The organism is Tsukamurella ocularis (assembly GCF_024807615.1).
Taxonomy (GTDB): Bacteria; Actinomycetota; Actinomycetes; order Mycobacteriales; family Mycobacteriaceae; genus Tsukamurella; species Tsukamurella ocularis.
Genome location: NZ_JANUCJ010000003.1, coordinates 883989 through 898402, shown reverse-complemented (window position 1 = coordinate 898402; position 14414 = coordinate 883989). Strand labels below are relative to the sequence as shown.

At 69.6% G+C, this 14414-nt stretch carries 10 protein-coding genes; 4 read left to right on the top strand and 6 right to left on the bottom strand.

The window, feature by feature from the left end; genetic code table 11:
- Positions 1-34 precede the first annotated feature (34 nt).
- The gene (locus HNP44_RS15765; RefSeq protein WP_259141971.1) at positions 35-1219 is read right to left on the bottom strand and encodes a TetR/AcrR family transcriptional regulator; all 1185 of its coding nucleotides are present in this window, start codon (positions 1217-1219) and stop codon (positions 35-37) included.
- A 156-nt stretch (positions 1220-1375) separates the two neighbouring features.
- Between HNP44_RS15765 and HNP44_RS15760 the strand changes: the two genes are divergently transcribed.
- Together HNP44_RS15760 and HNP44_RS15755 are read left to right on the top strand one after the other, a co-directional pair.
- On the top strand, positions 1376-2587 hold the full coding sequence (locus HNP44_RS15760) for an acetyl-CoA C-acetyltransferase (protein ID WP_259141970.1): 1212 nt from the start codon (positions 1376-1378) through the stop codon (positions 2585-2587).
- 34 nt (positions 2588-2621) lie between these two features.
- Complete coding sequence (locus HNP44_RS15755; protein WP_259172145.1) at positions 2622-4814, top strand: 3-hydroxyacyl-CoA dehydrogenase NAD-binding domain-containing protein; 2193 nt, start codon at positions 2622-2624, stop codon at positions 4812-4814.
- Positions 4815-4930: 116 nt separating this feature from the next.
- On the opposite strand, the gene HNP44_RS15750 is transcribed toward HNP44_RS15755, so the two are convergent.
- Together HNP44_RS15750 and HNP44_RS15745 are read right to left on the bottom strand one after the other, a co-directional pair.
- The gene (locus tag HNP44_RS15750) at positions 4931-5689 is read right to left on the bottom strand and encodes a GAF and ANTAR domain-containing protein (RefSeq protein ID WP_310437688.1); all 759 of its coding nucleotides are present in this window, start codon (positions 5687-5689) and stop codon (positions 4931-4933) included.
- Between the two features lie 97 nt (positions 5690-5786).
- A complete protein-coding gene (locus HNP44_RS15745; protein ID WP_259141967.1) occupies positions 5787-7811 on the bottom strand; it encodes a M13 family metallopeptidase in 2025 nt (674 codons plus the stop codon).
- Between the two features lie 157 nt (positions 7812-7968).
- On the opposite strand from HNP44_RS15745, the gene HNP44_RS15740 reads away from it, so the two are divergent.
- On the top strand, positions 7969-10041 hold the full coding sequence (locus HNP44_RS15740) for a CocE/NonD family hydrolase (protein ID WP_259141966.1): 2073 nt from the start codon (positions 7969-7971) through the stop codon (positions 10039-10041).
- 19 nt (positions 10042-10060) lie between these two features.
- Here the strand turns inward: HNP44_RS15740 and HNP44_RS15735 are convergent, their stop codons facing one another.
- Entirely contained in the window at positions 10061-10795 is a 735-nt protein-coding gene (locus HNP44_RS15735) for a pirin family protein (RefSeq protein WP_259141964.1), read from the bottom strand.
- A 79-nt stretch (positions 10796-10874) separates the two neighbouring features.
- On the opposite strand from HNP44_RS15735, the gene HNP44_RS15730 reads away from it, so the two are divergent.
- Positions 10875-12506 carry an NTF2-like N-terminal transpeptidase domain-containing protein gene (locus tag HNP44_RS15730; protein WP_259141962.1) on the top strand — a complete coding sequence of 544 codons (1632 nt, stop codon included), beginning with the start codon at positions 10875-10877 and terminating at the stop codon, positions 12504-12506.
- 16 nt (positions 12507-12522) lie between these two features.
- Here the strand turns inward: HNP44_RS15730 and HNP44_RS15725 are convergent, their stop codons facing one another.
- On the bottom strand, positions 12523-12945 hold the full coding sequence (locus HNP44_RS15725) for a DUF3054 domain-containing protein (protein WP_259141961.1): 423 nt from the start codon (positions 12943-12945) through the stop codon (positions 12523-12525).
- 209 nt (positions 12946-13154) lie between these two features.
- Positions 13155-14384, bottom strand: coding sequence for a lysylphosphatidylglycerol synthase transmembrane domain-containing protein (locus tag HNP44_RS15720; protein WP_259141960.1), 1230 nt, complete (start codon positions 14382-14384; stop codon positions 13155-13157).
- Positions 14385-14414 lie beyond the last annotated feature (30 nt).

Below are 14414 nucleotides of genomic sequence, written 5' to 3'. Positions count from 1 at the left end.
CCCCGCCGGCGGCGCTCGGGCCGAACGCCGGGATTCAGATGCCCAGGGCGGCGTCGACGAGGTGGACCAGCTCGTCGTGGAAGCGGGGACGGCCGCGGAGGCGGCGGGTGCGGGCGAAGTCGTTGGCGATGGTCATGGCGGCGCCGACGGCGATGCGGGCCCCCGCCGCATCCAGGTCGCCGCCGGACCCGGCGGCGAGCAGCGCCACCCAGCGCGCGACGTAGGCCTTCTGCGCGGCGAGCAGCGCCTCGCCGCCCGACTCGATCACCACCTCGCGGCCGACGGTGAAGGCGACGGCCAGGTCGGTCGAGCTGACGAGGTTGGCCGCGTAGGAGCGCACCAGTGCGCGCAGCTCAGCGACGGGGTCACCGTCGGACAACCCGGCCGCGCCGATGACGCCGATCTCCAGCGCCGCGCGCGCCCGGGCGACGATGCCCACCAGGATCGACCCTTTCGAGGGGAAGTGCCCGTATACGCTGGGGCCCGAAATGCCTACGGCTGCACCGATGTCGTCCATGCCGACGGTGCTGTAGCCGCGGGAGAAGAAGAGCTCCGAGGCGGCGTCGAGGATCTCGTCGCTGCGGACCACGGGGGCGCGGTGCGGTGGAGGTGCCGGCAGCCCGGGCGCGGTCGACGGTGCCGCGCGCAGCACCCGACGGCCGATCATTTCGAGGTCGGCGCGGTACCGCCGGATCCCGATGCGGCCGCGGCTGGGCGGCACGGACCCGCCGACCGCGAGCACCGCCCAGGTGAGGACCCGGGCGTCGTCGTCGGTGAGCTCCGGGTGGTCGCGACAGAGCACCTCGGTCCACGAGCCGAGCACGCCCTCGCTGGCGGCGATCATCTCCCGCGCCTGCTCCGCCGTGAGGTGCCGCCGGTTCCAGCGCCACAGGGCCAGCGGGCCCGGGCGGGAGACGGCCATGGCGAAGACCGCGGAGGAGAGGTCCTCGAAGGTGGCGCCGGGACGGGCCAGTACCCGGTCGGTGGTCTCCGCCATCTCGTCGACGGCGGACCGCATGGCCGCCGCGAGGATGGCCTCCTTGTCCGGGAAGTGCCGATAGACGCTGGGGCCGCTGATGCCGGCGGCGCGCGCGATGTCGGCGACCGAGACCTTGCCGTAGCCCTGCTCGAGGAACAGCGCGGTCGCGACGTCGACCAGCTGTCGACGCCGCTCGGCGGGACGCAGGCGCGTGCCCGCGGAACGTGATGCTGCTGCCATGATTAACGTCACAATAGCCCATTGCGGGCGATTCGAACCAGGATCTACCTGCCACTCTTCCCAAATAAGCTACACACGGTTAGCCTGTAGGAGTGACGGGCTCCGTGCTATCCGCGGGGACCGGGAACACCTTCTTCGAAAGGACGGGAAGACCAAGTGTCTGACGCATTCATCTACGAGGCGATCCGCACGCCCCGTGGCAAGCTCAAGGGCGGCTCGCTGACCGCCGTCAAGCCCACCGACCTCGTGGTCGGCCTGATCGACGAGATCAAGGACCGCAACCCGGAGCTCGACCCCGCGTCCATCGACGACATCGTGCTCGGCGTCGTCTCGCCCGTGGGTGAGCAGGGTGCCGACATCGCGCGCACCGCCTCCATCGTGGCCGGTCTGCCGGACACCGTCGCGGGCGTGCAGATCAACCGCTTCTGCGCCTCGGGCCTCGAGGCCACCAACATGGCCGCCCAGAAGGTCGGCTCGGCTCTCGGTGACGACCTGGTCCTCGCCGGCGGCGTGGAGTCGATGTCCCGTGTGCCGATGGGCTCGGACTTCGGCGCGCTCTTCTACGACCCGCAGTACAGCTACGACAACTACATCGCGCCCCAGGGCATCGGTGCCGACCTGATCGCCACTATCGAGGGCTTCTCCCGCGATGACGTCGACGAGTACTCCGCGCAGTCGCAGGACCTCGCCGCGAAGGCGTGGGACGAGGGCCGCTTCGCGAAGTCGGTCGTGCCCGTCAAGGACCAGAACGGCCTCGTCGTGCTGGACAACGACGAGCACCGTCGCCCCGGCACCACCGCCGCCGACCTCGGCAAGCTGCGCCCCGCGTTCACCGTGATCGGCGAGATGGGCGGCTTCGACGCCGTCGCGCTGCAGAAGTACACGACCGTCGAGAAGATCAACCACGTCCACACGGGCGGCAACAGCTCGGGCATCGTCGACGGTGCCGCGCTGGTCCTGGTGGGCAACGAGGCCGGCGGCAAGAAGGCCGGCCTGACCCCGCGCGGCCGCATCGTCGCCACCGCGTCGACCGGTGCCGACCCGACGATCATGCTGACCGGCCCCACGCCGGCCACCGAGAAGGTGCTCGCGAAGGCCGGCCTGACCAAGGACGACATCGACGTCTGGGAGCTCAACGAGGCCTTCGCCTCCGTCGTCCTCAAGTGGATGAAGGACTTCAAGCTCGATCGCGAGCAGGTCAACGTCAACGGCGGCGCCATCGCGCTGGGCCATCCCCTCGGCGCCACCGGCGCCATGCTGGTGGGCACCGTGCTCGACGAGCTGGAGCGCACCGGGGGCCGCTACGGCCTCATCACGCTCTGCATCGCCGGCGGCATGGGCTCGGCCACCATCATCGAGCGCGTCTGATCGCCCGCCGGAACAACAGGAGACTTAGAAACAGATGTCTGACAACATGATCCGCTGGGAGCAGGACGCCGACGGCATCGTCGTCCTGACGATGGACGACCCGACCAGCTCTGCGAACACCATGAACGAGCTGTACGGCACGTCCATGCGCGCCACCGTCGACCGCCTCGAGGCCGAGGCCGAGTCCATCACCGGTGTCGTCATCACCTCGGCGAAGAAGACCTTCTTCGCCGGCGGCAACCTGACCGAGATCCGCAAGGCCACCCCGGCCGAGGCGCAGCAGGTCTTCGACAACGTCCAGGAGATCAAGAAGGATCTCCGTCGCATCGAGAAGCTGCCCAAGCCCGTCGTGGCCGCCATCAACGGCGCCGCGCTCGGCGGCGGACTCGAGATCGCCCTCGCCGCCAACCACCGCATCGCGGCGGACGCGCGTGGTAGCAAGATCGGCCTCCCCGAGGTCTCGCTCGGCCTGCTCCCCGGCGGCGGCGGCGTGACCCGCACCGTCCGGATGCTCGGCCTGCAGGGCGCGCTCATGGGCGTGCTGCTCCAGGGCACCCAGATGAACCCGACCAAGGCGCAGAAGACCGGCCTCGTGAACGAGGTCGTCGGCACCGTCGACGAGCTGCTCCCTGCCGCGAAGGCGTGGATCAAGGCCAACCCCGAGGGCGGCGTGCAGCCCTGGGACGTCAAGGGGCACCGCATCCCCGGCGGCTCGCCGATCGACAAGACGCTGGCTCCGAACGCCCCGGCGTTCCCGGCCAACCTGCGCAAGCAGCTCAAGGGCGCGCCCATGCCGGCGCCGGAGGCCATCATGGCCGCCGCGTTCGAGGGCACCTACGTCGACTTCGACACCGCCCTCGAGATCGAGTCGCGCTACTTCACCAAGCTGGCCACGGGCAGCGTCTCGAAGAACATGATCAAGGCGTTCTTCTTCGACCTGCAGCACATCAACGGCGGCGGCTCGCGTCCCGACGGCTTCGAGAAGTACCAGGCCAAGAAGGTCGGCGTCATCGGCGCCGGCATGATGGGCGCGGCCATCGCGTACGTCTCGGCGAAGGCCGGCATCGAGGTCGTCCTCAAGGACATCGACCTCGACGCCGCCAAGCGGGGCAAGGCGTACTCGGAGCAGCTCGAGGCGAAGGCGCTGGCCAAGGGCCGCACCACGCAGGAGAAGTCCGACGAGCTGCTCGGCCGCATCACGCCGACCATCGACCCGCAGGACTTCGCGGGCGTCGACCTCGTGATCGAGGCCGCGTTCGAGTCGGTCGAGGTGAAGAACAAGGTCTTCCAGGAGATCGAGGACATCGTCGAGCCCGACGCGATCCTCGGCTCCAACACCTCGACCCTGCCGATCACCATCCTCGCCGAGGGCGTCAAGCGGTCCGAGGACTTCATCGGCATCCACTTCTTCAGCCCCGTCGACAAGATGCCGCTGGTGGAGATCATCAAGGGCGAGAAGACCTCCGACGCCGTCCTGGCGAAGGTGATCGACTACACCCTGCAGATCAAGAAGACCCCGATCGTCGTCCACGACAGCCGCGGCTTCTTCACCTCCCGCGTCATCGGCACGTTCATCAATGAGGCCCTCGCGGCCATCGGCGAGGGCGTCGACCCGGTGTACCTGGAGCAGGCGGGCCAGCAGGCCGGCTACCCGGCCGCGCCACTGCAGCTGACGGACGAGCTCACGCTCACCCTGATGCAGAAGATCCGCCTCGCGACCGAGACCGCCCTCAAGGCGGAGGGCAAGGACGTGCCGCAGCACGGCGCCTTCGCCGTGGTCGACTGGATGGTCGAGAACGGCCGCACGTCCAAGAAGGACGGCGCCGGGTTCTACGACTACGCCGACGGCAAGCGCACCGGCCTGTGGCAGGGCTTCCAGGAGCACTTCAAGTCGGGCAGCGTCACGCCGGACTTCCACGAGCTCCAGGAGCGCATGCTCTTCATCGAGTCGATCGAGACCGTCCGCTGCTTCGACGAGGGCGTGCTCACCTCGGTGGCCGACGCCAACATCGGCTCGATCTTCGGCATCGGTTTCCCCGCCTGGACCGGCGGCGTGCTGCAGTACATCAACACCTACGAGGGCCGCCCGGGCACGCCCGCCGAGGGCCTCGCGGGTCCGAAGGCGTTCATCGCGCAGGCGAACTTCCTGGCCGGCAAGTACGGCGAGCAGTTCACCCCGCCCGCCTCGCTGGTCGCCAAGGCCGAGGCCGGCGAGACCTACGAGTAGGACTCACCGTCACGCGGGCTGAACAACGAAAGGGGCCGACACCGTCGAGAAGACGGTGCCGGCCCCTTTCGTCGTCGTCCGGGGTGAGTCCGGCAGCTCCGTAGCGGATCGTCGGGCTACTCGGGTCCGGCGTCGATGACCTGCTCGGCGACCTCGGCGAGGCGGATGTTGCTGTCCTGGGACAGACGTGCCAGGAGCCGGAAGGCGGCGTCGGAGTCCAGCTTGTAGCGCTCCATGATCATGCCCTTGGCCTGCCCGATCACGTCGCGCGTGGTCAACGCCGCGCGGATCTGCTCCTTCTCGCGCACGGCGGAGAAGGCGACCGCCGCGTGCACGGCGAACAGCGAGCCGATCGAAATGGACTCGGCGTCGAAGGCGCGCGGCTCGCGCGCCATGAGGTCGAGGGTGCCGTAGGCCTCGTTCTGCACGTACAGGCAGAACGAGAGGATCGAGCCGACGCCGGCCTCGTGCGCGGCGGCGGCGAATCGCGGCCAGCGGTCGTCCGCGCCGGTGTCCTCCAGCAGCAGGATCGTGGTCGACTCGAAGGTCGCGCCCACGCTGGGGCCCTCCTCGAGATCGCGCTGCACGTCGGCGACGCGCTGCGCCTCGGCGCCGATCACCACGGGATGCGAGATGCCCCCCTTGGGGTCGACCAGGGTGACGCACGCGAAGTCGGCGCCGGGGACCTGATCGACGGCGAACTGGGTGGCGGCCGTCAGGAGTGACTCCGAATCCCCGGACTGCTCGCGCAGCAGCCTCGCGATCTCGCCCATCCGCTCCCCGAGAGTCAGTTCCTCGAGGGGGACCTCTGGTGATTCGTGGACGACGCCGAGGACCGAGGGGAGTTGTTCACCGGACTGTTTGTGTGAATGCACGGCCACCCGTTCTCCGCGCCGGTTCGACACGGGGTCACATCATGGGTATCCGCCGGTTGCTGGACGGGTCGTTCGAAATGTAGTTACTGATCAGTTGTCACCATATCGAGACGCGGCGGTCGCGGTCCAAAAACAGGCGATCCCCGGCATCGACGCCGAACGCGGCGTAGAACTCGTCGAGGTTGGAGACGATGGCATTGCAACGGAATTCGGCGGGCGAGTGCGGGTCGATCGCGAGCCGCCGGATCGCCTCCTCAGGCCGCGACTTGCCGCGCCAGACGACGCCCCAGCTGAAGAACAGCCGCTGCAGGCCGGTCAGGTCGTCGATCCGCGTGGATTCGTCGTCGACGGTGCCGCCCTCGCGCTCCCGCGCGATCGCGTAGGCGACCAGGGCGATGCCGAGGCCGCCGAGATCGCCGATGTTCTCGCCCACGGTGAAACCGCCGTTGACGTGGTGCTCAGAGCCGCCCGGCTCGCCGGCGAGCTCGCGCGGGACGAGGGCGTCGTACTGCGCGATGAGAGCGGTGGTGCGCTTGCCGAACTCCTCGCGGTCCGCGTCGGTCCACCAGTCCTCGAGGTTGCCGTCGCCGTCGTACTTGGCCCCCTGGTCGTCGAAGCCGTGGCCGATCTCATGCCCGATCACGGCGCCGATACCGCCGTAATTCACGGCGTCGTCGGCGGTGGGGGAGAAGAACGGCGGCTGCAGGATCGCCGCGGGGAAGACGATCTCGTTCATGCCGGGGTTGTAGTAGGCGTTCACGGTCTGCGGGGTCATGAACCACTCGTCGCGGTCGACGGGCGCGCCGATCTTCGCGAACTCGCGGTCGTGCTCGAAGGCCTCGCCGCGGCGCAGGTTCCCGATCAGGTCGTCGCGGCGGATCTCCAGCGCCGAGTAGTCGCGCGAGGTGTCCGGGTAGCCGATCTTCGGGGTGAACTTGCTCAGCTTCTCCAGCGCGCGTTCGCGTGTTGCCGGGGTCATCCACGGCAGCTCGGTGATCCGGCGGCGGTAGGCCTCCACCAGATCGGCGACGAGCGCCTGCATCCGTTCCTTGGAATCGGCAGGGAAGTGTTGCGCGGTGTACAGCTCGCCCACCGCGAAGCCCAGGTACTGCTCGACGAGCGTCACGCCGCGCTTCCACCGATCCCGGATCTCCGGGGTGCCCGTCAGCACGGTGCCGTAGAAGGCGAAGTGCTCGTCGACGAGGGCGTCGGTGAGGAAGGGGCTGCGCGCGTGCAGCACCCGCCACGCGAGCCACGTGCGCCACTGCGCGAGCGGGCGGTCGGTGAGCAGGCTCGCGGCGTGCGCCGCGAAGGACGGCTGCCGAACGTTCACCTCGGCGAACGCGGGGCTCGCCTCCGCGCCGGTGACGGCTGCGACCCAGGCGGCGGGGGCGAGCCCCGGCGCCTCGGCGGAGAACTCGGCGAAGGTGCGCAGGTTGTACCCCTTGTCGGCGTCGCGCCGGGCGACCACGTCCCAATGCCCGGTGGCGATCGCGGTCTCCAGCTCGAGGACCTGGGCGGCGGCCGCGTCCTCCTCTCCCGGCGCCACGACGCCCTCGAGCGCCTCCGCCGCCAGGCGGAAGGTTGCGGCGACATGCGCCGCGAACTTCTCCCGGATCGGCGCGTACTGCTCCTCGCGGTAGTAGGCCTCGTCGGGCAGGGAGATGCCGCTCTGCACCACGTTCACCAGGTAGCGGTCCGACCGCTTGGCGTCGGTGTCCACGTAGTAGCCGAGCAGTCCGCTCACACCCGTTCGCTGCAGCCGCCCGAGGACCGTCACCAGGTCCGACGGTGACTGCGCCCACCGGACCTCCGTCAGCTCGTCGGCCAGCGGCGCGAGGCCCGTGGCGGCGATGGTGTCGGTGTCCATGAAGCTCCCGTACAGGTCGCCGATCCGCGCGGCGTCGCCTGTCGCGCCGGCGTCGGCGGCGCAGGTTTCGATGAGGGTGCGGACGGTCTCCTCGGCGGCGTCGCGGAGGGCGTAGAAGGCACCGTCGGTGGAGCGATCGGCGGGGATCTCGTGCGAGTCCAACCAAGCGCCGTTGACGTGGCCGAACAGGTCGTCCTGCACGCGGATGCCGGCGTCGACGTGGCTGAGGTCCAGAGCGGGAGAAGTCGTCACCCGTCCATCCTGCCAGCCGACGCCGGGAATCTCACATATTGGGAGAAGTGACTCGTCAGTATTCCCTATGGCCCAGCGCACCGTTAGCGTGCGGTGTGACGCAAACCGCTATCAGGGTTGGCCTGGAGCGAGCGGAGAAGTTAAAGGGGATTCCTCCATGGGGCTGATACGTCCGCGACTGCGGCTGACTCTGGCCGCCCTGCTCACGGCGCTCGTGCTGATCGGAACGTCGATCACCGTGCCCGGACTCGTCGCGCGATCCGGTGCTGAGCCGTGGAACCCGGGGCCGGGCGTCGCGGGCATGATCAACCCCGAGTGGACTGCGTCGCACGACGGCCCGACCCAGTACCCGGGAATGACCGTGGACTGGGACGTGCCGATCCGGATGTCGGATGGCACCGTCCTCAAGGCGAACGTCTTCCGGCCCGCTGACGCCGCGGGTCGGGCGATCACGACGAAGACCCCGACGATCGTCAACATGACGCCGTACACGAAGTTCGTGAGCGCGCTATCGCAGATCGCGGTGAACACCCCGGTGCTCTCGGATGCGCTCATCGGGGTACTCAACCTGTTCAATTTCGCCGGCACCCCGATCGCCGGCGTGAACGACCTGCGCGACGTGCTCAACGGAGGCATGGCGAACTCGTTCACCGGCGTCGACCGCAAGCTCGTGCAGAACGGTTACACCCAGGTCGTGGTCGACGTGCGCGGCACCGGCAACTCGCAGGGCGTGTGGCAGGTCTTCGCCCAACGCGAGCAGGAGGACACCGTCGAGGTGCTGGATTGGGTGCGGAACCAGCCCTGGACCAACGGCCGGATGGGCATGACGGGCGTCTCGTACTCGGGCATCAACCAGCTGCAGGTGGCAGCGAAGAACCCGAAGGGCCTGCAGGCGCTGTTCCCCGTCGTGCCGGGCGCCGACCTGGCGGCCGACATCATCGCGCCCGGCGGCGGCCTCGGCGTCGGCTTCCTCGGCCCGTGGCTGGCGCTGGTCAACATCCTCAAGTTCGTCCCCGACGTGCGGTCGATGCTCAACGGCACCTTCGACTGGACGTGGTTGCGCGACCGGATCCAGAACCCCGCGGTCTTCGTGCCGCAGCTGCTCTCCGGCGTCTTCTCGCCCACCGTCGAACAGCTCGACCCGAAGACCAAGGATCTGGTCGACAAGAATTCGCCGCTCCGCGCTGCCTACCGCACCCCGTTGGACAAGATCACCACGCCGACCTTCGCCCTCGGCGGCTGGCACGACCTGTTCACGAACACCGAGTGGCGCCTGCCGACCGAGCTGAGCAGCCTCCCGAAGAGCAAGAAGAAGCTCATCATGGGCGACTCGTACCACGTGACGGTCACGCACGACATGGGCGGCGTGAACCAGCCCGCCCGCGCGGACGTGCTGCAGAAGGCGTGGTTCGACAAGTGGCTCAAGGACGAGGACAACGGCATCGACAACTACGCTCCGGTCACGGTGCACCGCAAGGGCGGCGGCTGGTGGCAGGGCGACACTTTCCCCGAGCCCGACCAGAAGTACCAGCGGATGTACCTGTCGAGCCTCCCTTCGGGCTCGGCGCCGGGTTCCCTGTCGGACAACAGCCTGCAGACCGCGCCGCCGAAGATCGCGGCGCGGCGCACTGTCGGCCCCGGCCTGACGACCTTGTGCTCCAACGACACCGGGCAGGCGATGTTCGGCCTGCTCGTCTTCCAGGGCTGCGCCGCCGATAACCGCGTGGCCGAGATGAACGGGCTCACCTTCAGCTCGAAACCGGTCAGCAAGTCGACGGTGGTCTCCGGTCCGATCAACCTGCATCTGACCACCACGCAAGACGCGCGCGACGCGTACTGGAGCGTCATGGTCACCGACGTCTCGCCCGACGGCCGATCCGAGGTGATCAGCTCCGGACAGCTGACCACCTCGCTGCGGCAGATCGACGAATCGCGCAGCATCCGTACGGCGGGTGGCGATTACACCGCGCCGCACTACGAGCTGGACCTGGCCCAGCGGCAGCTGGTCAAGCCCGGGCAGGTGGTCGAGCTCGACATCGCGACCCATGCGGTCAGCGCCGTACTCAAGCCGGGGCACCGGCTGCGGGTGGACGTCTTCGCGTTGAACCTGATCAAGTCGATGACCGTGGGTCCGGTGACGTCGGAGACGCGGTTCCGGCCGCAGCACGTGCTCATCGACCCGAAGAAGCCCAGCTACCTCGTCGTGCCCTCGGACCGGCCCCTGCCGTAGTCGGTCTCCGGCGGGCCGGTCATCCGCCCAGGCGGTTGCGCATGCGCCAGAACAGGAGCTCGGCACCGTCGGGACCGGCGGTCACGCGCCGACCGTCCCCCACGGTGCGCAGCGAGTCGCCGTCGGCCAGACCGACCGGGCCCTCCGGGGACTCGGTGACCACGGCGCCGTCGGCCAGGTAGAGGTGCCCGAAGGGCGCGTCCGGCAGGTCGAGGGCGCGGCCGGGCGCCAGGCGCGCCGCGAACAGGGTGGCGCCGCGGTTGCCGATCCGGATCGCCGCGTCCTGCGCGGGGTCGCCCGAGGCGACGGGGACCAGGCCGCCCGCCGCGAGCTCGGCGTCGACGTCCCGCTGCTCGTACGACGGTGCGCCGCCGGGCTCGTCGGGCAGCACCCACATCTGGACGAATCGGACGTCGGCGCCGGCGGGATCGGGGCGATCGTTGCGCTCGGAGTGCAGCACGCCCGTGCCCGCGCTCATCCGCTGGGCGAGGCCGGGATGGACGAGCCCGGCGTGTCCCTCGCTGTCTTGGTGAACGAGCGAACCGGACAGGACCCAGGTGACGATCTCGACGGCGCGGTGCGGGTGCGTGTCGAAGCCCGTACCCGCCGCGACCTGCTCCGCGTTGCACGCGAGCAGGACGCCGTGGTGCGTATTGTCCGGATCGTAGTGATCCCCGAACGAGAAGCAGTGGCGTGATTGGACGCCCGGCATCAACGACGCGGCGCGGTCCCCCGAGCGCAGCAACCGTTCCATATCCCAAGGATGCCATGTGAGGACCGGTAAACTTCGCGGCCAGGGATGCCGAACACACCATGAGCAGCGAGGAGACCACGTGAGACGCAGCGGCCGGGCACGGTACAGCGCCGCCGCGGTGGCTTCCGCACTCCTCCTCACACTGGGCTCCGGGCTGGCCGCGTGCAGCGACAGCGCCGTCGCCGAGGTGCAGAAGATGCTCGACGGCTACGGCACGGCGTTGGGTGAGGGCAAGGCCGTCGCGGCCGCCGCCTTCACCTCCTCGCCCGACGCAGCGGGCGGCGTCATCGGCCGCACGCTGCGCGACATGAATGCGAAGTCCGTCGAGGTCACCGCCTCCAACGTGCAGCGCTACTCGGGCGGCAACGCCACCTTCGACGTGAAGACGCACTGGAACTTCGGCGACGGCCGGGACTGGGACTACACCACGAAGGGCAGTGCCTCGCAGCTGTCCATCGGCTGGCGCATCTCCTGGGACCCCGCGGTGCTCGCGCCAGGTCTGACGCCCGATACCTCGATCCGGCAGATCCGCACCGACGCGAAGGCGCCGAAGGTCTTCGCCGCCGACAAGTCGGAGCTGATGTTCGCGGGCACCGTGCACCGGCTCACCGTCGATCCGAACAAGACCAAGAACCTGACCGACAGCCTGAACCGGGTCGCGAAGATCGTCTCCCCGGTCGCGCCGCTCGTCACACCCGAATCCCTCGCCGCGAAGGCGAAGGCGAACCCCGGCAAGCCGGTGCCCGTCGTCGACCTGCGGGACGACGACTACGGGGTCCTCGGCGACGCGCTCACGGCCGTCCCGGGCCTGCAGGACACCACGGCGGGCGACCTGCTCATCGCCAACCGGCAGCTGTTCTCACCTCTCTTCGACGGCATCAAGGGCGCCTGGCAGGCCAACCGCGACGCGACGGCCGGCTGGGAGGTGCAGCTGCTCACCAACGGGAAGCCGCCCACCAAGATCGTCGGCTTCCAGGGCCCGCCCGGTCCCGACCTGCGGACCGCGATGGACCCCAAGGTGCAGCTCGACGTTGAGAACGCCGTAGTCCAGCTAGGACAGCCCGCCGCGATGGTCGTGCTCTCCATCTCCACCGGCGCCGTGCTCGCCGCCGCACAGAACACGCAGGCGAGCAGCATCTCCGTCGACGGGGCGCTCACCGGTCTCGCCACCACGGGCCCCGTACTACAGCCGCTCTACAGCGAGGTCAACGCCGCCGCCGGGAACGATGCCGGCAAGCAGGCGAAGCTGCTCGCCCCGCTCGGCATGGGCACCGATTTCGCCATGACGGGCGTGACGACGAAGACCGCAGAGCTGCCCGGCACGGGCGGCCGGGGCGCCGCCGAGCTCGGCGCCGACACCGTCAAGGCCACCCCGTTCGGCATGGCGGTCTTCGCCGCCGCGATCGCCAAGGGCAAGACCACGGCGCCGTACGTGGTGCAGGGGCAGACCGCGAAGCCCAGCGCGCCGCTCGGTGACGTCGACGAGAAGATCCTCAAGGCCGTGCGCGCGAAGGTGGACGCGACCGTCTCCGCGTCGGGCGACGGCAGCGATCTCGTGTCGACCAAGGCCAAGGGGCTCGTGGGCACCAACGGCCCCGAGGGGCCGGGCTGGTTCATCGGCTACCGCGGCGACCAGGCCTTCGCGATCCTGGTCAGCGGCGAGCGCTCCGGCGCCGGATCACTGCAGGTCGCAGGCGCGTACCTGAAGTAGGCGGGTACCGTCCGGGTCAGGCGGCGGTCTCCTGCCTCGCCTTCGCACGACGGGACAGGACCGCGCGGGCGACGGCGCGCCAGCCCAGCAGGAACACGCCGAGCGCGATCGTCGCGACGATGACGAAGCTGACCTCGACGCCCTTCGACGTGAGCAGCCCGCGGGCCGTCATGCCGAAGGCCACCGTCGAGACCCAGATGATGACGCCGGCGGGGAAGACGCGCCCCGGGGCGAAGGTGGCGGCGCGGCCCGGCTCGTGGCCGCGCAGGGCTGCGAGCACGTAGGTGAACGCCCAGCCCACGGCGAGCGCGAGGAGAAAGGGCCACGCGGTCTCGGCGAACCCGGCCGGCGAGAAGGCCTCGTTGTGATTGAACCGGCCGATCACCACGAACAGCAGAACGAAGACCACGTCGAGGGCGGCGATGACCGGGATGCGCATACGGCAACGGTAATTGATCTGCGGCTCCTGCCGGGAATCGGATCGCGGGGTCGTGACGGCACGCGGCCGGGGCGCGGTCCTCCCAACCGCAGCCCCGACCGGGCCTGACCCCCTCGCCCCCCTCCACTCCGGGGCGCCGTGAGCGCTGCGGGTCTCGCGCTCACAGGGACGACGATGCCCGCCAGCCCTTGACCGCCGGTTGGGGCGCGCTAAATTCGCTGGTCGGGACCGGTTCCGGTCGACGGTGCGCCGTCGTCCGGCGGGCCGTCGTGCTCGGGCGGCGCGGAGTCCGCGACCTCTCGCGACGTCGCGCCTGCCTTCTGGGACGGCTTCTCGCCGTTCTTGTCCGGGGCGTCGGGATCGACATCCATCGTGCTGCGGTACGAGACGAAGAACACGACCCAGCCGATGATGACCACGAGGACGTAGCTGACCAGGCGATAGAGGATGGTCGCGGTGAAGGCCTGGCTCGCGGGCATGCCGGCGAGGACGAGGGCGGGGACTAGGGCCGCCTCGACGAGGCCCAGTCCGCCGGGGATCGGGCTGATGGAGTTGACCACCTTCGACGCCGCGTACGCGCCGGCGAGTGCGGCCAGCCCGGGGGCGTCGCCGACGGCGTAGCAGGCGAAGGCGAGGCAGGCCACGTCGGCGATCCAATTGAACATCGACCAGCCGAAGGCCTCGGCGCCGTAGCGGCGGCTCATCTTCACGGCCTGGAGCTGCTCGATCACCTCGCGCAGGCGGGCGAGGCCGGTGTCCTCGGGCTTATTCCGCAGGTCGTTGATCCAGCGGATCAGGCGGGCGCCGACGACGTAGAGCCCGTCGGGGTGCGAGGCGACGTACTGCACGAGCACGATGAAGACGACGAGCATGCCGACCGAGAAGATCACCGAGTAGGGGCTCGACTTCGCGCCGGCCATGAGCGCGCCCACGAGGCCGAGCACGGCGAGGCCGGCAGACATGAGCAGGCCGCTCATGACGATCTGCCAGGCCGCGATGACCCGCGAGGCGCCCCACATGCGGGTGCGCCGGTAGACCAGGGTGGGCGCGAGTACCTGCCCGCCCGGCATCGTCTGCGAGACGGAGTTCGAGGCCATCTGCAGGCCTAGCGCTTGCCGCTGCGTCACTTTCACGCCCGCCGAGCGCAGCAGGACCCGCGTCACCTGGGCGAACGAGTCCATCGAGAAGAAGACCGCGATCACGCAGGCCACGACCCATTCCCAGCGGATGTGTTCCAGCTCGCGGATGGATTTGGAGACCGTCGGGCCGAACAGGTAGACCTCGACCCCGAGGACGATCGCGACCACCAGCAGCAGCGCTCGACGGACCCACCTCAGCCGCCGCCGGGTCACGGCGGGGTCCTTCGATGGCGTGTCCTCGGGCGGCGGGCCGCTGGAGGACACGGCGCCGGGGGAGGGCGCGTCGTCGTCTGGCTGCATCGGCGCCAGCCTACTCAGCGGTTAACGTGG